18 protein-coding genes and 1 pseudogene are annotated in these 24,000 nt (G+C 66.2%); 12 read left to right on the top strand and 7 right to left on the bottom strand.

Features of this window, described 5'->3' with window-relative positions:
• Positions 1-58 precede the first annotated feature (58 nt).
• From acsA to QZ607_RS09560, 6 genes are all read left to right on the top strand, one after another.
• Entirely contained in the window at positions 59-1,867 is a 1,809-nt protein-coding gene (gene acsA, locus QZ607_RS09585) for an acetate--CoA ligase (protein WP_295882203.1), read from the top strand.
• On the top strand, positions 1,864-2,889 hold the full coding sequence (gene pdhA, locus QZ607_RS09580; protein WP_295882200.1) for a pyruvate dehydrogenase (acetyl-transferring) E1 component subunit alpha: 1,026 nt from the start codon (positions 1,864-1,866) through the stop codon (positions 2,887-2,889). Before acsA ends, pdhA begins: the two co-directional genes overlap by 4 nt.
• A 4-nt stretch (positions 2,890-2,893) precedes the next feature.
• Positions 2,894-3,883 (top strand): alpha-ketoacid dehydrogenase subunit beta, encoded by a 990-nt coding sequence (locus QZ607_RS09575; RefSeq protein WP_295882198.1) that lies wholly within the window; start codon positions 2,894-2,896, stop codon positions 3,881-3,883.
• A gap of 14 nt (positions 3,884-3,897) precedes the next feature.
• Positions 3,898-5,127: a dihydrolipoamide acetyltransferase family protein gene (locus QZ607_RS09570; RefSeq protein ID WP_295882196.1), complete on the top strand. Its 1,230-nt coding sequence runs from the start codon at positions 3,898-3,900 to the stop codon at positions 5,125-5,127.
• Positions 5,124-5,390: an acyl carrier protein gene (locus tag QZ607_RS09565; protein WP_295882194.1), complete on the top strand. Its 267-nt coding sequence runs from the start codon at positions 5,124-5,126 to the stop codon at positions 5,388-5,390. The genes QZ607_RS09570 and QZ607_RS09565 overlap by 4 nt, the downstream gene beginning before the upstream one ends.
• Before the next feature lie 352 nt (positions 5,391-5,742).
• A complete protein-coding gene (locus QZ607_RS09560; protein ID WP_295882179.1) occupies positions 5,743-6,183 on the top strand; it encodes a hypothetical protein in 441 nt (146 codons plus the stop codon).
• Positions 6,184-6,337: 154 nt separating this feature from the next.
• Here the strand turns inward: QZ607_RS09560 and QZ607_RS09555 are convergent, their stop codons facing one another.
• Complete coding sequence (locus tag QZ607_RS09555) at positions 6,338-6,730, bottom strand: septal ring lytic transglycosylase RlpA family protein (protein ID WP_295882177.1); 393 nt, start codon at positions 6,728-6,730, stop codon at positions 6,338-6,340.
• 387 nt (positions 6,731-7,117) lie between these two features.
• On the opposite strand from QZ607_RS09555, the gene QZ607_RS09550 reads away from it, so the two are divergent.
• Positions 7,118-8,362: a PEGA domain-containing protein gene (locus QZ607_RS09550; protein ID WP_295882175.1), complete on the top strand. Its 1,245-nt coding sequence runs from the start codon at positions 7,118-7,120 to the stop codon at positions 8,360-8,362.
• Positions 8,363-8,590: 228 nt separating this feature from the next.
• The gene (locus QZ607_RS09545; RefSeq protein WP_295882173.1) at positions 8,591-9,505 is read left to right on the top strand and encodes an META domain-containing protein; all 915 of its coding nucleotides are present in this window, start codon (positions 8,591-8,593) and stop codon (positions 9,503-9,505) included.
• Positions 9,506-9,801: 296 nt separating this feature from the next.
• Here the strand turns inward: QZ607_RS09545 and QZ607_RS09540 are convergent.
• Positions 9,802-10,332: pseudogene (locus QZ607_RS09540) on the bottom strand (class I SAM-dependent methyltransferase); the annotation flags it as partial.
• A 365-nt stretch (positions 10,333-10,697) separates the two neighbouring features.
• Here QZ607_RS09540 and QZ607_RS09535 point away from each other — a divergent pair.
• A complete protein-coding gene (locus QZ607_RS09535; RefSeq protein WP_295882171.1) occupies positions 10,698-12,407 on the top strand; it encodes a hypothetical protein in 1,710 nt (569 codons plus the stop codon).
• A gap of 93 nt (positions 12,408-12,500) precedes the next feature.
• Here the strand turns inward: QZ607_RS09535 and QZ607_RS09530 are convergent, their stop codons facing one another.
• Positions 12,501-14,945: a methyltransferase gene (locus tag QZ607_RS09530; protein ID WP_295882169.1), complete on the bottom strand. Its 2,445-nt coding sequence runs from the start codon at positions 14,943-14,945 to the stop codon at positions 12,501-12,503.
• Positions 14,946-15,035: 90 nt separating this feature from the next.
• Here QZ607_RS09530 and QZ607_RS09525 point away from each other — a divergent pair, with 90 nt between their 5' ends.
• Entirely contained in the window at positions 15,036-15,233 is a 198-nt protein-coding gene (locus QZ607_RS09525; protein WP_295882168.1) for a hypothetical protein, read from the top strand.
• A gap of 68 nt (positions 15,234-15,301) precedes the next feature.
• On the opposite strand, the gene QZ607_RS09520 is transcribed toward QZ607_RS09525, so the two are convergent.
• The 4 genes from QZ607_RS09520 to QZ607_RS09505 all read right to left on the bottom strand — a co-directional run bounded on the left by QZ607_RS09520 (position 15,302) and on the right by QZ607_RS09505 (position 19,934).
• Positions 15,302-16,543: an ATP-binding cassette domain-containing protein gene (locus QZ607_RS09520; RefSeq protein WP_295882167.1), complete on the bottom strand. Its 1,242-nt coding sequence runs from the start codon at positions 16,541-16,543 to the stop codon at positions 15,302-15,304.
• A gap of 10 nt (positions 16,544-16,553) precedes the next feature.
• A complete protein-coding gene (locus QZ607_RS09515; protein WP_295882166.1) occupies positions 16,554-17,174 on the bottom strand; it encodes a hypothetical protein in 621 nt (206 codons plus the stop codon).
• Between the two features lie 88 nt (positions 17,175-17,262).
• Positions 17,263-17,880 (bottom strand): hypothetical protein, encoded by a 618-nt coding sequence (locus QZ607_RS09510; RefSeq protein WP_295882165.1) that lies wholly within the window; start codon positions 17,878-17,880, stop codon positions 17,263-17,265.
• 41 nt (positions 17,881-17,921) lie between these two features.
• Positions 17,922-19,934 (bottom strand): pentapeptide repeat-containing protein, encoded by a 2,013-nt coding sequence (locus tag QZ607_RS09505; RefSeq protein WP_295882164.1) that lies wholly within the window; start codon positions 19,932-19,934, stop codon positions 17,922-17,924.
• Positions 19,935-20,630: 696 nt separating this feature from the next.
• Here QZ607_RS09505 and QZ607_RS09500 point away from each other — a divergent pair.
• Both QZ607_RS09500 and QZ607_RS09495 read left to right on the top strand, forming a co-directional pair.
• Positions 20,631-21,632 carry an alcohol dehydrogenase catalytic domain-containing protein gene (locus QZ607_RS09500; RefSeq protein ID WP_367268174.1) on the top strand — a complete coding sequence of 334 codons (1,002 nt, stop codon included), beginning with the start codon at positions 20,631-20,633 and terminating at the stop codon, positions 21,630-21,632.
• A 795-nt stretch (positions 21,633-22,427) separates the two neighbouring features.
• Complete coding sequence (locus QZ607_RS09495; RefSeq protein WP_295882163.1) at positions 22,428-23,966, top strand: NYN domain-containing protein; 1,539 nt, start codon at positions 22,428-22,430, stop codon at positions 23,964-23,966.
• Positions 23,967-24,000: the final 34 nt, after the last annotated feature.

Here is a 24,000-nt window from a genome sequence, read left to right as displayed (position 1 = left end):
GGGGGAAGCCCCGTAGACGCCTGCCATCACCTGGCCTAGCTTCAAGTGGATGGCGGGCTTGTCTGGCCTGCCGCGCGCCGCGGGGGCCGAATTGGCCTGGAAGACCCTCCACAAGATCGAGCGCCCGGACTGGCCCGCGCCGAATCTGGCGGATTACGACGGGGCCTGCGCCGGCTTCTCCTGGGACGCCGCGCGCGCGGCGCTCACCGGCCTGCCGGACGGCGGGCTCAACATCGCCCACGAGGCCGTGGACCGGCACCTGGACGACGGCCTCGCCGACAAGACTGCCATCCGCTGGCTCGCCAAAGACCTGACGCCGCGGGACATCAGCTACCGCGAGCTCGCCGCGCTGACCAGCCGCTTCGCGCACCTGCTGGAGCGCCTCGGCGTGGCGCCCGGCGAGCGGGTGTTCAGCCTGCTGGGCCGCGTTCCAGCCCTCTATGTCGCGGCGCTGGGCACCCTCAAGGCCGGTCGTGTCTTCTCGCCGCTGTTCTCCGCCTTCGGGCCCGGGCCCGTGCGCTCGCGCATGGAGATCGGCGATGCCCGGGTGCTGGTGACCACCGCCGCCTGGTATCGGCGCAAGGTAGCCCCCTGGCGGAACGAGCTGCCGGGACTCCGGCATGTGCTGTTGACGGACGCCGGCGACGACCCGCCCCCCGGCACCCTGGACCTGGAGCGGGCCCTGGCGGACTGCCCGGACAGCGGCGGGCTGGTGCACACGGCGCCCGAGGACATGGCCCTGCTCCACTTCACCAGCGGCACCACGGGGCGGCCCAAGGGCGCGGTGCATGTGCACGAGGCCGTGGTAGTACACCGCCTCACCGGTCTGCTGGCGCTCGACCTGCATCAGGACGACATCTACTGGTGCACGGCGGACCCGGGCTGGGTCACCGGCACCAGCTACGGCATCATCGCGCCGCTGGTGCTGGGCGCCACCATGGTGGTGGATGCGGCCGAGATGGAGCCGGCGCGCTGGCTCGGCATCCTTCAGGACCAGCGCGTCACCGTCTGGTACACGGCGCCCACCGCCATCCGCATGCTGATGAAGCTCGCAGACAAGGACGACCCCGGCATCTTTGCCGACTACGATCTCTCGCGCCTGCGCTTCGCGGCGAGCGTCGGCGAGCCGCTGAACCCCGAGGCCGTGGTCTGGGCCGAGCAAGTCCTCGGCCTGCCCTTCCACGACAACTGGTGGCAGACCGAGACCGGCGGCATCATGCTCGCCAACTATCGCAGCCTGCCCATCAAGCCCGGGTCCATGGGCCGGCCGCTGCCGGGCATCGAGGCGGCCATCGTGCACCACGCCCAGGCAACCGGCGCCGTGACCCTGCTCGACACGCCGGGCACCCCGGGCGAGCTGGCCCTGCGGCCCGGGTGGCCCTCCATGTTCCGCGGCTATCTCCATGAGCCCGAGCGCTACGCCAAGTGCTTCGCCGGCGGCTGGTACCTCACCGGCGACCTCGCCAGGCGCGATGCCGACGGGTATTTCTGGTTCCTCGGCCGCGCCGACGACATGATCAAATCCGCGGGCCACCTCATCGGCCCCTTCGAGGTGGAGAGCGCCCTGCTGGAGCATGAGGCCGTGGCCGAGGCCGCCGCCATCGGCATCCCGGAGCCCACCGCCGGCGAGATCGTCAAGGCCCTGGTGGCGCTGAAGCCCGGCGTCAGCGCCGACGAGGACCTGCGCCGCGCCCTGCTGGCGCATGCCAGAAAGCGCCTCGGCCCCGCCGTGGCCCCGCGGCAGATCGACTTCCGCACCAACCTGCCCAAGACCCGCAGCGGCAAGATCATGCGCCGGCTCCTGCGGGCCCGGGAGCTGGGGCTGCCGGAGGGCGACCTCTCCATGCTTGCGAGCGACGCGCCATGAGCCAGACCGAGCCGACATCCGGCACGCCACAGGCGCACAAGCTGCACCTGAGCCGCGAGCATGCCCTGCATCTGCTGCGGGAGATGCTGCGCATCCGCGCCTTCGAGGAGCGCTGCGCCGAGCTCTACACCGAGGAGAAGATCCGCGGCTTTCTGCACCTGTACTGCGGCGAGGAGGCGGTCGCCGTGGGCGTCATGCAGGCGCTAACGCCCACCGACGCCGTGGTGGCCACCTACCGCGAGCACGGCCATGCCCTGGCCCGCGGCCTGCCCATGGACCGGCTGATGGCGGAGATGTACGGCAAGCAGGACGGCGTGAGCCGGGGGCGCGGCGGCTCCATGCACCTGTTCGACGCCGAGCGGCGCTTCTACGGCGGCAGCGCCATCGTCGCCGGTGGCATTCCGCTGGCGGTGGGGCTGGCGCTGGCGGACAGGATGCAGGGACGGGATCAGGTGACGGCCTGCTTCTTCGGCGAAGGCGCCGCCGCCGAGGGCGCCTTCCACGAGAGCCTGAACCTCGCCGCCCTGTGGCGGCTGCCGGTGCTCTTCGTCTGCGAGAACAACCGCTACGCCATGGGCACGGCGCTGGAGCGCTCCGAGTCCGAGACCGACATCGCCCGCAAGGCCGCCTGTTATCAGATTCCCTCGGCGGCGCTGGACGGCATGAACGTCATCGCCATCGAGGCCGCGGCGCGGGAGGCCATCGCCGAAGTCCGCGCCGGCGACGGCCCGCGCTTCCTGGAGTGCCGCACCTACCGCTTCCGCGCACATTCCATGTTCGATGCCCAGCTCTACCGGGACAAGGCGGAGGTCGAGGCATGGAAGCGGAAGGGCCCGATCCTGCGCTTCCGGCATTGGCTGGAAGCGGCCGGGATGCTGGATGCCGACACCGCCGAGCGCCTGGATGCAGAGATCGAGCGGGAGCTGGCGGCGGCCGTCGATTTCGCCGAGTCCAGCGCCTGGGAGCCGCTGGAGGACCTCAGCCGGGATGTTTGTGGGTGCGTGACGCGGGGCGAGGCATGACATCGTGAGCGGCGAAGCGATCCAAACCACTTACCGCGAGGCGGTACGCGCCGCCATTCGCGAGGCGCTGGACCGCGACGAGCGCGTGTTCCTCATGGGCGAGGACGTGGGCCGCTACGGCGGCTGCTATGCGGTGACCAAGGGTCTCTACGACGACTACGGCCCGGAGCGCATCCGCGACACGCCGCTGTCCGAATGCGGTTTCACCGGTGCGGGCATCGGTGCCGCCGTGGGCGGCATGCGGCCCATCGTCGAGATCATGACCGTCAACTTCAGCCTGCTGGCGCTGGATCAGATCCTGAACAACGCCGCCACACTGCGGCACATGTCCGGCGGGCAGCTCAAGGTCCCCGTGGTGATCCGCATGGCCACCGGCGCCGGCAAACAACTCGCGGCCCAGCACTCTCACAGCCTGGAGGCCTGGTATGCCCATGTGCCGGGGCTCAAGGTGGCCGCGCCGGCAACACTCGAAGACGCCCGCGGCATGCTCTGGACCGCACTGGAAGACCCGGACCCGGTGATCCTGTTCGAGCACGTCATGCTCTACAACCGCACGGGCGAGCTCGCCGCCGACGCCGACGCCGTGCCCCTCACCGGGGCTGCAGTGCGCCGCGACGGCACGGATGTCAGCCTGATCACTTACGGCGGCTGCCTGTTCAAGACGCTGGAGGCCGCGGAGCAGCTGGCCGCTGACGACATTGCCGCCGAGGTCATCGATCTGCGCAGCCTGCGCCCGCTGGACGACGCCACCATCATGGCCTCGGTCGCCAAAACCCACCGCGCCGTCATCATCGACGAGGGCTGGCGCAGCGGCAGCCTCGCAGCGGAGGTGAGCGCGCGCATCATGGAGCAGGCGTTCTGGGAGCTGGACGCCCCGGTCGGCCGGGTGTGCAGCGCCGAGGTACCCATCCCTTATCCCAGGCACCTGGAGCACGCCGCCCTGCCGCAAGTGCCGGCCATCGTCGCCGCAGCCAAGGCAACGCTCGGGCGATGACCCAGGTCTTCCGCATGCCCTCCCTCGGCGCCGACATGGAGGCGGGCACGCTCATCGAGTGGACCCGGCAGCCCGGCGAGCGGCTCGCCAGGGGCGACACCATCGCCGTCATCGAGACCCAGAAGGGCGCCATCGAGGTGGAGGTCTTTCAGGATGCGGTCATGGGCCGGCCGCTCATCGGCATCGGCGACAAGGTGCCGGTGGGGGCGCCCATGGCGGAGCTGGAGCCGGCCGGACCCACTGTGCAGGCGTCCGGGACGACAGCGGCGCCCCCGAGCGAGCGCCAAGGCCCTTCCGGTCCGGCAGCCGGCGACAAGCTCAAGGACCATCCAGCGCAATCCGGCAGCCAACCGGAGCCCCCCGCGAAGTCGCCCCCGCCGCCCGACGCCACACCGGCAGCGACCCACCAGCGCGCGTCCCCGGCCGCCCGGCGGCTGGCCGCGCAGCAGGGCATTGACCTCGCCACGCTCATCGGCAGCGGGCCGGGCGGCGCTGTGATCCTCGCCGACATACAAGCCGCGTCGCCGCAGCCTGAAACAGCGCCTGCGCCGGCACGCCAGCCGACCCACGCCAGACCGGACCTCGCCGCCATGCGCGAAGCCATCGCGGCGGCCATGAGCCGCGCAAAGCGCGAGATCCCGCACTACTATCTCGCCCACGACCTGGACCTGAGCGACGCCGTGCACTGGCTGCGCCGCCGCAATGCCGCGCGCCCGCCGGGCCAACGCCTGCTCATGGGCGTGCTGTTCATCAAGGCCGTGGCGCTGGCACTACACGACTTCCGGGAGCTGAACGGCTTCGACCGCGACGGCCGCTTCGAGCCCGCGGCGGGCATTCACGTGGGCACGGCGATCGCGATCCGCGGCGGCGGACTGGTGGCGCCCGCCATTCACGATGCCGACCAGCTCGACCTGGATGCGCTGATGACCCGACTGCGGGACCTGGTGGCGCGGGTGCGCAGCGGCGGGCTCAGGGCAGCCGAGCTGTCGGACCCGACCGTCACCGTCTCAAGCCTCGGTGAGCGCGGCGTCGATCGCCTCTATGGCGTCATCTACCCCCCGCAGGTGGCCATCGTCGGCTTCGGCACCCCGCGGCCCCGCGCCTGGGTGGTGGAGCAAAGCGTCCAGGCCCGCACCGTCGTCACCGCCACCCTCGCCGCAGACCACCGCCACAGCGACGGCCATCGCGGCGCGCTCTTCCTGGCACGGGTTGCGGCACACCTGCAGGAGCCCCAAGCCCTATGACGAGCAACAGCCTGTCACGCGAAGCGCTTCAGGCCATCGCCCTGGAAGCGCTCACACAGGTTGCACCGGACCTGGCCGAAGAGACCATCCCGCCGGATGCCGACCTGCGCGAGGCCTACGACCTGGACTCCATGGACTTGCTGAACTGGATCAACGCGCTGCACAAGCGCCTCGGCGTGGACATTCCGGAGCAGGACTATCCCAGGCTTGCGAGCCTGGGCGCCGCCGCCGACTACCTGCACCGTGCGACACGGGCGGGCTGAGGCGGACCCGGGATGCCGGATCATCCCGGCTTCGCCGGCGCCGCCAAGGCTTGCGGCCGCCAGTCATGGCCATACGCCGAGTCATGCCCATCCGGCTGTTCCCCAGGGTCTCCCTGCGCGATCAACCTGGCCAGCCGCCGGTTCGTCGGCCTGTACCCATAATCCGGCATCGTCTGCGCTCGGCCTGATTCTCTGATTCCCCGCAGCGCCGTAACCTTGACGGCACATGACATCCCCGTTGCTTCGGAGTGCTGCGATGCTGGAAACGAGCAAAATACAGGTAGGCGTGGTTGGCGCCGTGACCCTATGCATGGCCACACTCGGCCATGGCGCTGGGAGCGCGGATCAGACGTTGGCGACGCTGAGCAAAACAGCGGGCTCCGTTCTGCTCGACCAGGGCGGTGATTTCACAGCCGCAACGGAGGGCATGCGGCTCAGCAGCGGCGACCGGCTGTTCGTCCTGGAGGACGGCAAAGCGACCCTGTCGTTCCGCGACGGCTGTCGCGCTGAGCTGCTTGGGCCTGCCCTGCACGTGCTCACACCGGATTCCACCTGCGAGGACCTGCGTGCCGCAGCATCCGGCTCCCTGGAGCGGGCAGCGGCGGAGGCCGCCGCAAGCCCGCAGGCGCAAGTACTCCAACAATCGGCGACTTCACAACTGGACGAGCGCACCATCGGCCTGGGCATCCTGGGCGCCTTCGCGCTCGGCGGTGTCATTTGGGCGGCGACGGATGATGACGACGGCACCCGCCGCCCGCCTGCTGCGGTGGCGCCGCCCCCGATCAGTCCGTAAGCCGCTCGCCGCGTTGCTCGCCGGGCAGCGACGCACGCGGCCGGAACACTGCGCCCGCCCCAAGGCTGGCTGGCCTCCTGCCCAGAAATTGCCGCTGCGCCGGCAGCCCGAACCGAGCGGCGCGGACAGCATGCTCCGCGCCGCGGCTCCGGCATCAGGCGCCGCGCCGCCCGGCGACGCTCAGCACCTCCACCCGCACCGGTGTGATGCCGCGCCGGATGATGCCGAGCTCCCGGGCCGCCCGGCGCGACAGGTCGATGATGCGACCCTTGATGAAGGGCCCGCGGTCGTTGACGTGCACCACCACGCTCTTACCGGTGCGCTTGTCCGTCACCCGTACACGGCTGCCGAGGGGCAGGGTCTTGTGCGCCGCGCTCAGCTTGTTCTTGTCGTAGATCTGGCCGCTTGCGGTGCGGTTGCCATGCAGGCTGTCGTGATAGTACGAGGCGATGCCCGTCTGGACCTGACCGGGATGCGCGGCGCAGGACGGCGACGACAGAAAGACGGTCAGCGCCGCGGCCAGGGCCGGGCTCAGCAGCTTCATCATGTTGATAACCTTCAGAAAGGCGCCGCGCTCGGTGGGCGCCGTCGCCGTCGGCGGAGCCGAGGACGCTGGCTGACGAGGCGGACGCGGTTTGACAGGATGCGGCGACTATACGGGATAACCCGTATTAGGGCAAACCCTAATGAGCCGGCGACTGCGTGCTGGGAATCGAGATGGCGCCGGTTGCGGCGTAGACAATGCGTCGGCTTCCGCTCAACGCCGGATGACAACCGCAAGTCGGGGGCGCACCCGGCAGGCGCTCGCCGCGCGCGGAATTGGCCTTATGCTTCCGTGGGCTGCGTTGCTCGGGCCGGGGGCGCCGGCGTTGGTCGCGGATGCCGGCATGTGGCAACGCTTCGTGTCTGAAGTGGCGGAGGTCGCGTCGGCAGCATGATCGGCAAGGTCTGGGTTCTCGTTCTGGGGGCGCTGCTGTGGCTGCCGCTCGCCCGTGTCACGGCGGCGGAGCTGGCGGCGCTTCAGCAGAGTATCGCTGCCAAGCAGGCGGAGGTCGAAGCGGTCCGCACCGACCTCGCGGAGGCAGAACAGCGTCTTGCGGGGCTGGAAGCCGAGCAGCAGGCGCTCGTCGGCGCCACGGACGATCTCGCCGCGCGCCGCAGCAAGGCGTTGGCGACGCTGAAGGCGCAGTTCGAGCGGGTGGTGGCGGACCCCGAGCAATCCCTGGAGGCGGAGCTTCGGGAGTACCGCGAGGCGGCCGCGGCGCAGGAGCGACACGGCGCAGCGCTCAGGACGGGGAGCGAGGCGATCGCCACAGCGCAAGCGCGCCTGTCGCGCCTGCGCGCCGCCACCGGCGCCGGCGAGGCAGATCTCGCAAAGCTCAGCGCGGGCCTCGACCGGGCGCGGGCGCAGCGTCTGCTGCGGGAGATCAACGTCGTCGGCGAGCAGCGTTTGACCAACGCCATCTCATGCTCCCTGGACGAGACCATCGCCGGCTGTATCGAGCGTGGCGAGCAGACGGCGCGGCGGGTTGCGCGCGACCGCTTCGCGGCACAGCTGTTGGACCGGGTCACCGAGGCGGAGACGGTGGCAAAGCATCAGGTGACGGCCGGCGTGGAGCCGCAGGTGGTGGAGGCGACCATCACCGACAGCGGCTTCCGCGGTCAGGGCGAATACTTTGTCACGCTCAGCGCGAAGCTGCGCACCGAGGCCACCCTCGCCGACGCCTGCCGCCTGCTGGGCTTGACGCAAGCCCAGTGCCGGGGCGAGCTGCCCGCGGCGGCGGCACCCGCGAGCGCGACGCCGGCCTCAGCACCGGCGCCGGCCGCGACGCCCCCGCTCCCCGCTCCCGAGGTCGCCGAGCCGGTCCCGGCCCCAATACCTGCCCCAATACCTTCCCCAATACCTTCCGAAGCAACGCCGGAGGCGTCGGTGGGGGCAACCGCGGGGACCGCTGCCGAGGCCGAGCGCTTCCGACTCACGGTCCGCTCCAACGTATACTACGACGAGGTTTACATCGACGGCGTGCCCTACGGCTCCACCAAGCTCGATGTCATGCTGCCGCCGGGAGAGTACGACGTGGAGGTGCGCAAGCCGGGCCATGAAGCCTATCGCGAGCGCATCAGCCTCAACGGCAGCCGCACCCTGCGCGCCCAGCTCGCCGAGCTGGCGGAGCCATGAGCCGCCGCCCCGACGACCAGTGAACATGCTCCCCCGCACCCTGCTTAAGCCGCACCGGTCATGAGGTCGGCCGCGGCGCGCGCCAAATTGGGCCCGAGCGCGGCGATGCGCACCGCCGTGGTCTTGTGGACGTTGCTCGCCTTGGCTGGCGCCGGCACCGCGCAAGGGCAAGTGCCCGGTGCGTGGAATCTCCCCGCCGCGCCGACGGCGGCACCGTCGGCAGCAGCGATGACGGACGCCGACGATCCAGGCCACGCCGACCTGCTTCGCTCAGTGATCTGGCAGCTTGAGGCGTACCGCACCGAGCTCGGCCTCAAGCCCGCCGCCAGCGGCGACGGCCACGGCTACGTGGCCTTCGACGCCGACGGCTTCCGCATCAATGCCGGTTGTGACACCCTGCGCGGCAGTTATTGGCTGGAGGGTGACCGGCTCTTGTTCTCGCCCCACGTGGCTTCCGTCATCGGTGATTGTCCGCCGACGCTGCGCGCCCAGGAGCAGACGGTGCTCGCGCTGCTGCCCGCGGTGACCCGGCTGCGCCGCGCGGATGCAGGACTCCTGCTGCTCGATGCCGACGGGCAGCCGCTGCTCACCCTGACGCGACCGCAAACGTCGCCGCTTCAGCGCCGGATCTGGGTGCTGCTCGCCTATCGCAACCGCGACGACACCATCGTGCCGGCGCTGCCCGAGCCCAGGTTCACGCTGCGCTTCGACAACGCCACCCGCCTGTCCGGCCGCGCCTGTGACGAGTATCGCGGCGGCTTCGTGCGGGACGAGGAGCGCTTTCTGGCCCTGGAAGGCCCCCTGGCGGGCACCCGCTTCGGCTGCCGCGAGCCGGCGGTCAACCGCCAGGCGGAGGACTATCTCGCGGTGCTCGGTCAAATGGACAGTTACCGCGTGGACGCCCAATCCCTGCTCCTGCGGGATGCGGACGGGCGCATGATCGCGCGCTTTGCGGCCATGGACGACTCGCCGGCGGCCGCTGAGCAAGATGCATTCCGCACCGCGCCGGCAACCACTGCGCCGCGCGCGCTGCCACCTGCCCCCACCACGCGCCTGCCGGTGCCGCAGGTCATACCGCGCACCGCGGAGCAGCCCGCCGCAGGCGTGCCGGTGCCGGGCGCGGCGCCCCCTGTATCCCGCTGATCCGCACACGATGACGCGGCAGTCCGCCGACAACGCGCATCGCGCACCGCAGACCGCACGATTGACCCTCTCTGCTTTCTGCGCCCGCCTGCATTCATGTCGGATGTTCCTCGCGCTCCACCGCTTCGGCATATTTGCTGCTTCCCAACTATGCCGGACTGCCGACCAACCCATACGGCGTTCGCTTAGCCTCTTTCCTCCGCGCCCACAGATCACGCGCGGCTTTTCCTGGAAAAACCTCGGCACTGCCCCCCAATGTTGGCAACCATTTAGCAAGCGGGCGCATACAACCTGAGCTATTGCGACTGTGCTACAAAGTACGCAACCGGCACGCTTGGCGCACTGCTGGGTTTGCGCATCATAAAGTATTCTTGAAATTGCTGTGGAACCACGGGCTCAAGAAACCCCGCAAACCGAAATCCAGCTTTGTTAAATGCGGCGAAATAGCTCGCGAGAGGACGAAGATATTCTGTGACCGGGCGCGACACACCGGCGAGTCTGACTTCAACCGAAACATGCTCAGCATAGCGCTCGGCATAGCCCAGAAAACGGTAGTAAAAGCAAGGGTGAGGGATTACGGCGATCAGCCAACCGTTCCGACCTAATACGGAGGCCATACTACGGAGCGCTCCATCCAAATCGGAGAGAGAATTAAGCGCGTGAACGGTGACAACGCACTCGAAGGGCCCGTGCGACGGATCGAGGTTTTTTATATCTTCAACCGCAACCCGCCCAGTACCAACCCGTTTGCCTGCATATGCCGCCATGGCCTTGGACGCATCGCAGCCAACCGCGTCGTACCCGTTTTCGAGCAACGCTTTCGTGAGAAACCCATTGCCTCATCCCAGATCGAGCACCCTGGCACCGCTCGGAAGCTTACCGTTCAGAACGGAAAACACCGTCGGAGTAATCGCTACCTTTCGGGTGATGTCTCCTTCATCACCGACTTTCAACTCCCAATCATCCGCAACCAGGTCCCACTCACACACACAGTCATTCATGCCGCTGACCTCGTACGTAGGTAGTTCAATCTCCGCCGAAACCGCCCTCAATCGTTCATGCAGAACAGGTGCTTGGCAGGTAAAGGCGAGAACGGACTTGAAGGGGTCAGCAGAAGCATCGAAAATCCTTGGATCTTTTGTGTTCCCGCTGCGCGTAGCGCGGTGGGCACCCGACCCGAGGCCCGACACGCATGAACGAGTTGAAGACCCCCGTCTCGCGCCTGCTGCGTCTGGTTCGCCACGCACGAGACGGCTGGAAAGCCAAGGCGCTGGAGCGCCAGAAGCGCCTGCGTGCTGCGCAAGTGCGGATTCGCGACTTGGAGCACAGCCGTGCCTACTGGAAAGCGCGGGCGTTGTCGGCCGAGGGCCGAGCACCGGCGCGCGACGCCGGCGGCGGTGAAGCCGACGAGGACGGTGGCGAGGAGCCGCCTGCGGTGTTGGTACCGACGCCCGTCGCCAACCATCGTTATTCCCTGGAGGCGATCCAGTTGAGCCTGCAGCTGTATCTGCATGCCTCCTTCGGTTGTCGCGGGGTCAGTTGGGTCCTGCGCCTGTTGGCGGGCTACCTGCCGCTGGGCGCTCCCGCCGCGACCACCGTCCTGAACTGGTGCTGTCGGTTGGGCTTGGGCGTGTTGCGGCGTGTGCCGCCGCGGCGCGACGATTGGATTTTCGTCATCGACCACACGGTGGCTTTGGGCGCGATGAAGTGTCTGGTGGTACTGGGCATTCCCGCCGGTCGGTTGCGCGCGACCGGGTATTCGCCCCGGCATGGCGACATGACGGTGTTGGCCGTGGAGGTGATGGCGAACAGTACCGGGGTGCGGGTGGCGGCGGTGCTCAAGCAGGTGAGCGCGCGCACGGGTGTGCCGGTGCAGATCGTCTGCGACCATGGCAGCGATCTGCGCAAGGGCATCGCGCTGTTCCGCCAGCAGGCGCCGCGCTGCGTGGAGACCTATGACATCTCCCATGCGGTGGCGACGCAACTGAAGGCGCACTGGCGCGAGAACGCGCCCTGGCAGGCGTTCCTGCAACACTCGAGCACCATCTTGAGCCGCTTCCAACAGACCGACTTGGCGTTTCTGCTGCCGCCGCGCCAGCGCACGAAAGCGCGCTACATGGCGATCGACGCCCATATCGACTGGGCGCAGCGCCTGCTCGGCTATCACGACCAGGGCGATTTCAGCCTCATCGGGCGGGCGTGCGTGTTCAGCGCCGACGCTTGGGCGTACCTGCGCGCGGTGCAGGGCCAGCGCCGCATCGAGCCCCTGCGCGTGCTGATCGGACAGCGCTGCGAGACGCGCGCGGCTTTGTGCGAGGTGTTGCGCGCGCACGGCGCCGCGGCGCCGGATGCGCGCGATGACGCCTTCTGGCGCTTGGCCGATCGCGGCTATGCGCGCTTTCTCGAAGCCTTCGACTGGGTGTTGGCATACCGCGAGGTCTTGCCGGAGTGGACGCAGACGATGGCCGTGTCCAAGACCGTTCAGACGCTCCTGAAAACCGACGGGCTCTCGCGCACGACACCGGAGGCGCTGCATTCGGTGTTGGACGCGCAAGAACCGCTCGCCGCTGCGGTGGCCGACTTCCGCACGCGGGTGCTGCGGCACGTCGAACAGGAAGCCACCAAGCTGCCCGCCGACGTCACCTGGCTGGCGTCCTCCGACATCATCGAATCGGTCTTCGGCCACTACAAGACCTTCAGCGCTCGCGGCCCGCTCAAGGAGGTCGGTCGGCTGGTGCTGCTGATCCCCGCGTTCCTCTCGGAGCTCACCGCTCCAGTCATCCGCGAGGCGATGGCATCGGTGCGCAGCGTTGATGTCGAGCAGTGGGTCCAGACCCACCTCGGGCCTTCGATGCTGGCACGCCGACGGCGCGCCCTAAGGCCCGACATGAAAACTGCATGAACACTTCGCGGCTTCTCTGTGGGAAATTGAACAGCCTACCTCGTACGTACTCGGCTACAGAGCGTTCACGGCTTGTGCACAAAACAGCAAACACTATTTCGGCCTAAGAAAATAGATCTTCGAATCATAGCCTTCGCGCCAGACACTGTGCACGGCCTTCTGAATTTTCCAACCACGTTCTACTACAAGTAGCACCAAATCTTCGTCACCGGTGGTCGATGCGCCTAGAACAACTACACCCTCCGGGGCGAGCCAATCTCGGGCCTGCGCGAGGAACCGAGCCAATCCGTCGTAATCCGCATCCGCTGCGGAGGATTCAAGTAGATCCTGGGGTACACTACCGTGATATGGGGAATTATACAGAATCACATCAAAACCAAGCTGTGGGCGGAAGTGTTGCGTAAGCGTGTCAAAGATATCCGACCGTTCCAGAACAAACTCCCCTTCACTGAAACCATGTTTCTGGAAATTTTCGCGCGTATTCTTGAGCGCGCAATCATTGATGTCGACGGCCACAACGCGCCTGGCACCTGCAAGCGCCGCCGCAACAGAGATTACCCCACAGCCGCAACCAACTTCAAGGAAAGACCGGCCACGGACCTCAGGTAAATGCTGAACATGAAAAAATGACGACCGGTCATACAATGGAGACCAAACGCCCGGAAAGACAACGAATTTCCAATCAGACGAGCGCGGGTCTTCTTGCGTACCCTTAAGTGGCATCCAGCCATCAGTGGAACCGGCGTCTCGGTCATCAGCCGCCTGCTGCAGCTCAAAGCGGATGTCGCAGCCCTTTTCGGCGTCCGGACCGGTATGCGGTCGAGCGTCAATTACGTAAGGGCGCACGTGTGTGCGCATCTGAACGATGAATTGCCTTGTCGTCCAGTGGAGACGATATTCGGAACTGTGGAGCAGCCGGATCTCTGGCTGATACACTCCACACGAATGTTCCCGCCACCAGTCGGCATTCGCGCGATAACGGGGTAAGGCTTTAATTGCCTCATACTCCGGCTGCAATCGCAGCCAAGCCCGCACGATTCGGCGTTGGGCATGGGGATCCAACATCACCCTTGTGTTTGCAAGCGCCCGATGGTCATCACAGGGGTTTTGAAGCAATGCCTGGACCACACCGGTATAAAGCAGGGCGCGTGTGAGTTGGATGGCGTGCGCGGGCTCCCACTCCCGCTCACGGTCAAAATTGATCGGGAAGCCACCGTTCAGGACCCGCAGCTTCAACCCGGCGTGCGGACGAACGGTGATTGGGGCAAAGGGGTCGTCCCGCGCGTCGCAGACATGGTGCAGCACCGAGCGGAACTCGTCGTCCCGCGAGGATGCGCTGACCAGCGTGCGCTCGCCATGGACGACCTGCCAGTCGAGCGCCGCCAAAGGGTCCTGCCCGCTGCAGCCGATGATTAGGTCGGAGGCTTGTATAACATGGAGTGCGCTCGGCGCATGGCCGATTCGACGATGCGGATCCGGATCAAAACCGAGCACCTGATAGCCTTTCTCTATGAACAGGCGCGCCAGACTGTGCCCGACGCGACCAAGGCCAAGGAGGCCGATGGGGCCTGGCTTCAGCACGCCTAGGCCTGCGAGCTTGTCGAATACCGCACGCGCGATGACCGGGGATTCCGCGACCTGCTTCGCGGCACTGTAAGCGACATCCACAGTCCGCGGGTACCAGCGGGCACGGTCTAGTCGCCAGATGCCGGAGGAGGTCTGTTCTACTGCGGTGACCAGGGTATCCTCAAAACCCGAATCCGGAACCGCGGAGATGAGCTCGCCACCGTCGTCGAGGACTACCAACCGCCGATAATATCGCCCTGTGACATTCGGCAACCCAGCATTCCCTTCCGCAGACAGGCCCGGCTGCTCATGTGTCGCCAACCGTACACGATCCCAAAGCCGATCAACGGAACGGCGCGCTGATTCTTCGTAACGCGTACCGACCTGCACACCCTCTCGCACGAGATTCTGCTTGAGCATCGCCTCGCATTCTGCGCGCACCCAGGGTACCGTGGAGTAGGCCTTCTCCAGGACGAACAGGTTCGCTGGACCAACCAAATTCGCCAGATGCTTCAGGAGGCTCACGGCACTGGGAAGCAGGTGCAGGCGGCAGACGATGGCCATGTCGGGGCATTCCGGCCAGTCCAGCTCTCTGACCACGTTGTCCAGCAGCGGCAGTTCAGACACCGGCTGAGGGTTGAGCGTGTCCCGTGCCGTCTCGAGCAACGCATCTTTGAGATCCTTCATCAAGTTGTCGAACATCTTTTCTTCGTGCCGGTGCGCTGGCTCGTCGGTCGAGAAGCTATTTTTATTTTGGGATAGAGACCGCCGCAGCGGAAAAATCTGCTCGGGTAAGAACAGGATTTTGGTTTCGGTCTGCGCCCTGACCGACCAACGTCCGACGCGTTTGCTTTGTATCGCTCTGCCGCCTTCCCTGGCTCCTCTATGCGCAAGCCATGCGCATGTTTCATAAAGGCCGATCAGATAACCGGGGCGAAGCCGACGCACATCTTTGTCGTCCTCAGTGATCAAGAGACTCCCGCTCAGCACGATACCCAGGGGGACAGGCGCGTAACTGAGCCCGAGCTCGCTCAGTTCTCTTTTTTTTGAGCAACTACCCTCATGGACGACAAGACCATCCTCAGGGACGCGAAAACGCCCCTCACGGACGACTTCCATGTCTGCGGCGTACTCGGCACAGAAAAGATAGATGCGGTCAATCTGCCGGTGCAGCTGCTCGATTGCCGCGGCCAAGTGAAGCACAACGCCATCCTTTGTCGGAAAGCTCTGATGAAGCTCCCTCAGTCGGTCTCGGGCTGACTGCTCACCGTCCCGCCACGCAACGCGCTCCCAGGTTGGCGGCGAGTCTGCTGGCTCTACCTGTTGGTTCAAACTCTCTTCTCCGCGCTGATCTCCGTTGGGACCACAGCTTCGAGACGCCCCCCTCGCAGCAGGATGTGCTCCGCGTCCAGTTGCGCGCTGAACCAACGGGAATGGCTGATTACGATGATGCCGGCACCGGCCTTAGCCGCGCGCCGCAAAAATGCGGCGAGGGCGAGGCAGTTGGCATCGTCTTGCCCCAGGGTCGGCTCGTCCAGGATGGTCCAAGGCCGGAACATGGCGAGCGTCGCCGCCATCGCAACACGCTTGCGCAAAACGTAGGGCAGGTCTAAGGGGTGCTCGTCGAGCACGGACTCCAATCCAAAGCCATGGACGAGGTGGAAAGTTCCCCCGTCGGACGGTTCGCCCACCAGCCCCAATTCGTCACGGACCCTCGTGTGGAACAGCTGCAAATCCGGATTCTGAAAGTGATAGGCAAACAACCCAGCCGGTTCGCGCCACGGCTGCACTCGCTGTCCAGTGGCAGTCAGGAGCTCGCCCGAGCGAGGCCTTAGGATGCCGCACAGAACCTTCGACAGCGTGCTCTTGCCCGCGCCGTTTGCGCCATGCAGCACATAGACGCGCCCTGGTTGGAGCCGAAAGTCGATGCCGTCCAGCACCGCCTGACCCCTACGATAGGCGAAGCGGATACCGGCAAGGGTCAGTACCTTCCCAGTCGTCCTGCCCGGCCAGGGGGTGTCAGGACGGAGCGCCGGCACGGCGCCCGGGGGTCGCAACGAGAATCGCTCCAAGAGCCCCGGAAAGTGCGTCAGGCGATTGTCGGCCAGACGAGTCGCGCAAACTGTCGCCAAAGGGCCGCCGATGAGGTCCAGCATGACCTCGCGCGAGGCATCGCTCAACTGTTCCAGAACCCCGTCCAGCGCAAGGCGCCGCGGCGTCATCGCCGCTGCAGACAGGACGGTCAGCATCGCCTGTTCTCCCCCAGAGAGTGTAAACGGGTTCCGATCGAGGCACTCGCGGAGCCTCAGCTGGACGGTCAGCCGTTCGATGTCCTCCCGAAACGGGCACTGCTCTAGCCCGTGCAACAGCAATTCCAGGTGGCCGGTGGTTGCAAGACCGGAGATGAAGTTCTGACTGTCCTGAGCAACAAAGGCGCCGCCAGACAAACCCTGAGTCAGCTCTCCGCCCGAAACCGGCGGCAGCCCTACAAAACCTCGAAGATGGGCGGTCCGCCCGCTGAAATTGGGGCCCTCAAGCAGGATTGGCGCTGGGGCGTAGGATTCGGACATGGGCGTTGATTCAAAGGAGAAGCGAGGCAGCAAGCCAAGCGATTGCCCCGGCCAATATCAGGACGGAGACCGAGCGCGAGCCGAAGCCATTCTCCACCGGAATCTGCGCTAGTCGACGTTCCAGTCCCCGGTGTGTCCAGAGCTCGCTACGGCGTACGGCGCTAGTCAGCACGAACACCAGCAGAGGGCGCAACATTGCGGGCAGTTGCAGAACGCGACTCAGGGTATTACGCGCAGCCAGTCCGCGGGCGATGCGGGCTGACATTACCTGATCCACCCGATACCGCAGGTCGTCGATCAGCGTCATTGAGGCGACGGCGAGAACGAGGGCACTACCCCTCAGACCCCAAGCCGTCAGTGTCACAACAAGCTCGGAACGGTGCAAGAGCGGCACGAAGCACAGCTGCAGGAGTGCGGCAAACGCTCCGATGCGCAGCGCAATCAGCGCAGTCCGATAGGCTTCCGCGCTCCCGAGCCCGAATCCCGCACTGTTGCCCGCTGGGATCGCGACGCCCCAAACCAAGAGCAATCCCAGACACAAGGGCACCCAGACAAACAATAGGAAATGCAGATGCAGTGACAGTATGCCGACCAGGTACAGCAGCAACAGCAGGCCGATCCAGAACAACATCAGCGCAGTCGGATCGGTACAAACGAACACTCCAATGACTGCGACCAGCGTCGCAGTTCCGCGAGCCCAAGGCTCGGGAATGTGATCGTCAGCCCGGCGCTTTGAGGAAGCCATTGCCGACCAACCACGGGTTGCGGAAGCGTTCGAGCAGTCCTTTCGGGCTGCCGCGCAGCAGCGAAAAGGCGATCAGGACTTGCAGGGTCTTATCGATCGGCTCACTGGCCGCACCGGAGAGCATGACCGCATTGAGAATCTGCTGACCGCTGCTCGCAATCAAGGCCGTGACCAGATCGCGACCGCTGCCGGAGACGCCACCAAAAACCAACACAATGATCGGCGCGCTCACAACACCGGCCAGGACACCGAGACCGATGCCGGTCGCGATGGCCCGCGGGGTACTCAGCAAGCCGTGCAGGTAGCGGGCTACCAGATAAATGTAGATTGCAATCGCCGCCTGCGTGCCGACAAAAAAGACGTAGACCGGGCTGATGACCAGGGACGCCAGCAGGAAGCTTGCGACGCCGACGATGACCCCGGCAGGCAGCCCGAGCAACAGGGTCGCGAGTATGGTGCCCGTCGCATCCAGATAAATCGGCAGCTTCAGGAAGTGGACCACGCCGCCGAGAGCGATATTGAGGGCGATGCAAAGCGGCATCAGCGCCAACGCCTGCTGATTGAACAGACTGCGTTTCGTGAGCTCGGTCATCTGGACTGGCCCTTAGAGGTTGTCGGAAAAACGGGGGGAAGTCACGTAACGTCCCCCTGTTCGATGCGCGTCGGGATACGCTGCGGATCAGATTCCCAGTAGGCGCCGGCGACGTCAAGTCCCGGAATCGACTTCGCCCACTGCTGGCCCGCGTCCCCCGCGGCTGGGTTTTCAGGCTCGTCCTCTTCGGGCTTATCGCCCTTGCGGAGCCCCTGGATGCCGATCAGCACCGCTTGCCTGAGATTGCATCCAATGAGGTTGGTCTGCAAATCGAGCGCAGCCATGCTCAGGTTGGCCCCAACGAAGCTCGACAGACTGAGGTCAGAGCCTTCGAGCTGCAGCCCAATGAGGGCTGCGTGCTCGAGTCGGGCCTCGCGTAGCGAGGCTGACCGCATTGACGACCAGGATAGATTTGCACGCATCAAGAGAGCCTGATCCAGCTGCACCCCATCCAGGTTAGCGTTGAGCATCTCAGCGTTGGAGAGGTCAGCGTGCGGCATGACCGCCCCATAGAACCGCGCATGGCTCAAACGCGCGTCGCGGAAGGTACAACGGGAGAGGTCAAGACCGCCGAAGTCCACGTCGCGCAGGTCGAGCAGATCGAAGTGCAGGTCCGCAAGGCTGTTGGCGCTGACGATGATTGCAGGCTTACTCCATGTATGGCGGCTGTGGCTGCTGGGGCCGCGCCTGCCAGTCTGCCCGTAAACGCCACGCAGCACCGCGCCGATGGTCAAAATCAGCGGGTTGCGCCGGGCATCGTCCAGCGCAGCGGGGCGAGGCTTACCATCGTTTACCGCGGCCTCGAACCGCTCGAATTCGGCGCGGACGACCGATGAGAACAGCTCGAAGATGGCCGCGCTGTTGCTGCGGCATTGGAGCGGTGCGCGGGAACCGTTCAAGAAGTCCTGCAACTGGCGGATGGCAGTACGGCGAAGCACCACATTCGCGGTGCTGGTGTCGCGCTCACCCTTGCTGGTGCCCCCCGCAGCAATCTCCATGAGCCGACTGAATTCGCCCGATGAGTGCTCGGACTCGTTCCGCTTGAGCTCGCGCTCCCGCTCGTAAGCACGAATGAACCATGCATAGCTCAGCAGCGGCAGGCCCGTCAGCGCGAGAAAAACGGCGCTTAAGCCGCGGCCCGCGATTTCGGTCCGAGGGCTCTGGTCCATGGACGTCCGTTGTCCCGAGGACGCCGCTGTCGCCGACTGAGTTTCTGACACCTCGCCCTCGGCTTTGTGGAGCTCACTGTGGTCTGTCCGACGCTCAACGACTTCTGTCACCCGAATGACGATCTCCCCGACCAACAATGGGGCGACACTGCCAAGGCTGGCCGCGAGGGTGATGGGCACAATCAACGACCACGAAAAGCGATGCTCGTACGCCCGATCAATGAGCCATTGGCCGTATCGGTCCGGCTTTCGTCCGGCGACAATTTCTGATTCCAGGCCTTGGTAGCGCTTACTATTGAAGACCCAAAGTCGCCAACTCAGGACCAGGATGGAAAGCAGCCCAAGGTGATGCCATCCGAAGAGCGGCGCAGCTCCTCCTTGGCCCTCCGCTTTGGGCAAAAACCAGAAGAGCAAGAAGGCCAACCCAGCCGCCAACCAGGTAAGTGTCATATAAGCTGAATCGCTTGAGCCAGCTTGTTCGCCGATACGCTCGACCTCCGTCGGGACCTTCAGCCACGCAAATATGACCAGCACGGTCAGTGACGCGGTGACTGCCGCCATGACTCTCACTGGGTGCTCGGTGGGCCAATAAAACAAACGCAGCCACTCCGGCTCTGGTCCTGTTAAGAGCAGCATAGGTACGAACAGAACAACCGAAAGGTAGCCGACCAGTAAAATGAGAAGAAACTCAAGACGGGGCATATCGGCAGCTGTGAGCTTGGTTTTGATCTTCCTGAGAGACGCTGCTTCGATTAGTTTGCTGACCCGGAACGTCCTGATCGCCCGTGCGAAATGGTGTAAGCGCCTGAGCAAAGCCGCAAACTCCTGGGGGAAAATCACGATCGCTGCGAAAACGGCGAGTAGCGCGAGTGCTAAAAACTTCACACTGTACGTTCCCGCACAACGCCCAGAGTCGCCGCAATCGCTGGGACAATCGCGCGTGCTAAGGTTTTCGGGCTGGGGAAGCTGCAGGTTCGTACGGTGGGCTGCTGCTTCGCGAGCGCCTGGAACCAGAGCGGCTTGGGCTGCGCGACTGATGGCGACCTGGCAGCATCGGAAGGCATAGTCTCCAATTCGGGTAATCTCGTCGACGGCGAGAAGGATTCTAACGCAACGCGGTTTGTACGAAGCGGTCTGAATCACGTCGAATCGCGCTGTCCACGGAGCTTCGTAGCGCGCTGGCGGCGAACGCCTGCAGCGGCAGACGTGCCGCGATTCCATGCTGGCCCCTAGGCGCGTCGTAGACCACCGTTCCGATATCCTGCCCCCTTGCGGGCCTGGAGAGGCTCTGGGCTGGAACTTCAGACCCGAGAGTCACCATAGAGGGCAAACCCGGAGGGTGTGCCGAAGGGCACAGAAGCCGGCGGCTTGGGAATCGTGGCGAGCGAGCACATCCTCGTCGGCATAATCGGCTTCAGCGGCTCTGTCCCGACAACTGCCCGTGTACACGCCATAGCACACACCAGCGGCAACCCCCAATCCGGCCGGTAGGATAACCGTTTGTCGCGGTCGTCTGCGCGGCGGGACCTAGCTCTTCAACGCAGCGACAAGCATTTGACCATATCCTACTTGATCCACGCCATGCACAAACAAGCCCAGACCAAGGCGCTGCGCCCCAGCAAAGCGATGTCCGGACTCGTCCTCGACGGGAACCCTGCTGTGCGCTCCGACTTACCCGTTCCCGTTCCCAGGACTGGCGACGCGCTCGTAAGTGTACGGCAGGCCGGTGTATGCGGCTCGGACATGGCGGTGGTGCGCGGCTACGCTGGATTCCGCGGGATACTGGGGCACGAGTTTGTCGGGGACGTCGTCGTCTGCCCTTCAGAGCCAAGCCTTGTCGGTCTTCGTGTTGTCGGGGAGATTAACATCGCCTGCGGGCACTGCGACGCCTGCCGCCGAGGCTGCAGGAAGCATTGCGAGCGGAGGCAAGTGCTGGGGATGCGCGGCCATGACGGCGCCTTCGCCGAGTATCTGACCCTGCCGCTTGAGAACCTCCATCCGGTGCCGGCCGGGGTGTCGGACGAGGCCGCCGTGTTCACTGAGCCGCTGGCGGCAGCCCTGCAGATCACCCGGCAAGTGCACATCGGCCCCGAGACCCGCGTGCTGGTGGTGGGCGCGGGCCGGCTCGGGCAGCTCATCGCGCAGGTGCTGCGCCTCACCGGCTGCAACCTGGCGGTGGTGGCCCGCCGCGCGCGCCAGCGCACCCTGCTGGCGAACGTCGGCATCCCCTGGCTCGCCGAAGACGACGTACCGGCGGCGGGCTTCGACCTGGCCGTGGAGGCGAGCGGTGCGCCCGGTGGCCTGGCGCTCGCACGGCGTGCACTGCGCGCCGGCGGCACCCTGGTGCTGAAGAGCACCTATGCGGGGGAGGTGTCGGTGGACCTGGCGGGACTGGTGGTGGACGAGATCAGCGTCGTCGGCTCCCGCTGCGGGCCCTTCCCCGCGGCCCTGCGCCTCCTGGCCCAGGGGCTGGTGGACCCCACACCGCTCATCGATACGTGCCTGCCGCTCGCCCGCGCCGAGGCGGCCCTGCGCCGGGCCGCAGAGCCCGGCGTGCTCAAGGTGCTGCTCGACTGCACCTGAGTGCGCCCGCGCCTTGCCCGCCGCGGCGCCCACCGCAACCAGCCCCGCCCAACGGCGCATCGCGCAGCAGGGGCCGGCCCCGCCAACAGTCGCCTTTCGCCCGCGCCCCTGGGGCGGGGCAACGAGCTGGTCCGGGGCGGTGCAGCCCGGCTTGACCCCACATGGCGCATGCGCCAGCCCCTGATGGTCGGGTGGCGCTGTCGCAGCCCCACCAACCCTGCCAGGGCGATCACGCACCGCGGGCGCAGGGGTGACAGTCCGGGCGCCGCGCCATGCCGGCGAGCGTCCGATCACGCACCGCGGGCGCAGCGGTGACAGACACCGCGTCGCGCCGTCAGCGCACACTTTCCGTTGCGGGCATCGCCGTGCTCGCGTTAGCCTGGGGTCAGAGTCCAGGCCAACGGACCTGCCTGTCCCCCACCGCAGTCGGCGCCGCCACGCTTTGGGACGCATGCACAAGCACACCGCGCTACGGACCCCGCCGGGGATCGGCATCTGCCCGGTGCCCCCGCGCGCCCACCCATTCCCCTGCCCGGCTCACCCCGGGGCGGGGCGTGTGGCAGCAGAACGCATCATGCCGCCTAGGCCCCTGCTTGAGCGCACCACTGCGGCGGCTGCGAGCCCATCGCGGGCGCGCGCGGAACCGGACCTGCGTGCCGCGCGTCCGACCTGGTGCTCATCTGTCTTCGTGCCCTTCGGGTACAGACCAATGCCGGGGCTGTTGTCCCGGCCGATAACCCAAGAATGCACCGGTATTGACCGGGCATCGGACTCACAGCGGCTGGGAGATGCAGCATGTCATCCACGGTCAACGACCAAGTCTGTTTGTTGTTCGACTTCGAGAACCTGGTTCGCGGCATCGCCGATACCTATGGCGATGAGTCCACGGCCGAGCACCTGGATATCAGTTTGATTTTTTCGCTGGCGGAGGAGTACGGCAACGTCGTCTCCGCCCGGGCCTACGCCGATTGGCGTCTGCGCGAGATCAATCAATTCCAGTTCGATCTCTACAACCTCGGCATCGACCTGGTGCACGTCCTCGCCAAGCGCCAGAAGAACGCCGTCGATGTCAAGCTCGCCGTGGATGCCATCGAGACCATGTGGGAGCTGCCGGCCATCTCCACCTTCGTGCTCGTCTCCGGGGACCGGGACTTCATTCACGTGCTGAAGGCGCTGCGCCGCCGCGGCAAGCGGGTGGTGGGCGTCGCCCCCGACAATGCGGTGAGCGACGACTTCGCGGCCTTGTGTGATCGCTTCGTGTCCTACGCCGCGCTGCGCCGCACCTATGCCGAAGACGGCGCCACGGAAGCGGGCGGCCCCGGCGGGCGCGAGTTGAACGGCGCCCGCAAGGCGCTGCGCCGCGTACTGGCGCGGGAGCCGGACGGCATCCTGGGCGCCAAGATCGTGCCCGCGCTGCGCCGCGAGCTCTCGCCCACTTTTGATGTCAGTGACTACGGCTTCCAGTCTCTGAAGGGCTTTCTGAAGGCGCTGCCCGATGTGGCGGCCATCGCCGACGTACCGGGCGGTGACATCGTCGTCAGGCTCGCGGCCGACGCCGGCAAGGAGGCCCACAAACAGGCGCAGGACCCATTGGAGACGCTGCTGCGCGAAAGCGGGCTGCGCGACTATCGCTACGAGGTCGATCCCGGGCGCCGGCGCCAGATTCTGCGCGAGATCTATCGCTCGGCCAAGGCGCAGCCGACCTTCACCCGCACGCAGCTCGTCCAGCTGGTGGCGGAGGCGTCCAACGACCGCACGCTGTCCGCCGCAATTCTGACCAAGTATTACACGGTGCTCTGGCAATCCCGGGTCTTCAACATTCACCCGGACCAGGATCATCTCCCGCACAAGGACCGGAGCATGAGCTTCGTCCCGGAGATCGACTCCCTGTCGGCACTGGTGACCTTCTACGAGCGCAGCGTCGTGTATAAGGCGCGGACCGCACGGCCGGACCTGGATGTCGCGAAGACGGTGGAGCTGCTCGGGCTTGCGCCGCAGGACGCCGACGCCGTCGCCTATGCCCAGGCGCTGCTGGAGCTCGGGGCGTCGGCACCCACGCAGACACTGCGGGTGCCGGGGCTCGAGATCGCGGGCCATGTGGACATCGATGGCATCCTGCGACAGATCTACGCCGAGTTCGGCGAGAGCCTGTCCCGGGGGCGCATCGTCCGGGAGCTGCGCTCGCGCGCCGCGCTGCCCGACCGGGCACTCTCGGCCGCGCAGGTGGAGGATATGTTCCAGGCCTGCGTCGACCGGAATCTGCTCGTGCCCGGGATGGACGGCGTGACTCAGGTCTATCGGTTGGCACCAGCAGACGCCGATGCAGCCGACTGAGGCCGGGCGGCTGCCTCAGCTCCTCGCGGCGGGG

Origin of the sequence: uncultured Thiohalocapsa sp. (genome assembly GCF_913063425.1) — a bacterium.
Lineage (GTDB): Bacteria > Pseudomonadota > Gammaproteobacteria > Chromatiales > Chromatiaceae > Thiohalocapsa.
This window is presented reverse-complemented; position numbering and strand designations above follow the sequence as displayed.

Excerpts from the sequence above, each read along its gene's own strand:
- pdhA (WP_295882200.1), top strand. The coding sequence starts at position 1,864 with ATGAGCCAGACCGAGCCGACATCCGGCACGCCACAGGCGCACAAGCTG.
- QZ607_RS09570 (WP_295882196.1), top strand. The coding sequence starts at position 3,898 with ATGCCCTCCCTCGGCGCCGACATGGAGGCGGGCACGCTCATCGAGTGG.
- QZ607_RS09565 (WP_295882194.1), top strand. The coding sequence starts at position 5,124 with ATGACGAGCAACAGCCTGTCACGCGAAGCGCTTCAGGCCATCGCCCTG.
- QZ607_RS09555 (WP_295882177.1), bottom strand. The coding sequence starts at position 6,730 with ATGATGAAGCTGCTGAGCCCGGCCCTGGCCGCGGCGCTGACCGTCTTT.
- QZ607_RS09550 (WP_295882175.1), top strand. The coding sequence starts at position 7,118 with ATGATCGGCAAGGTCTGGGTTCTCGTTCTGGGGGCGCTGCTGTGGCTG.
- QZ607_RS09545 (WP_295882173.1), top strand. The coding sequence starts at position 8,591 with ATGACGGACGCCGACGATCCAGGCCACGCCGACCTGCTTCGCTCAGTG.
- QZ607_RS09535 (WP_295882171.1), top strand. The coding sequence starts at position 10,698 with ATGAACGAGTTGAAGACCCCCGTCTCGCGCCTGCTGCGTCTGGTTCGC.
- QZ607_RS09525 (WP_295882168.1), top strand. The coding sequence starts at position 15,036 with ATGGACGACAAGACCATCCTCAGGGACGCGAAAACGCCCCTCACGGAC.
- QZ607_RS09520 (WP_295882167.1), bottom strand. The coding sequence starts at position 16,543 with ATGTCCGAATCCTACGCCCCAGCGCCAATCCTGCTTGAGGGCCCCAAT.
- QZ607_RS09515 (WP_295882166.1), bottom strand. The coding sequence starts at position 17,174 with ATGTTGTTCTGGATCGGCCTGCTGTTGCTGCTGTACCTGGTCGGCATA.
- QZ607_RS09510 (WP_295882165.1), bottom strand. The coding sequence starts at position 17,880 with ATGACCGAGCTCACGAAACGCAGTCTGTTCAATCAGCAGGCGTTGGCG.
- QZ607_RS09500 (WP_367268174.1), top strand. The coding sequence starts at position 20,631 with ATGCACAAACAAGCCCAGACCAAGGCGCTGCGCCCCAGCAAAGCGATG.
- QZ607_RS09495 (WP_295882163.1), top strand. The coding sequence starts at position 22,428 with ATGTCATCCACGGTCAACGACCAAGTCTGTTTGTTGTTCGACTTCGAG.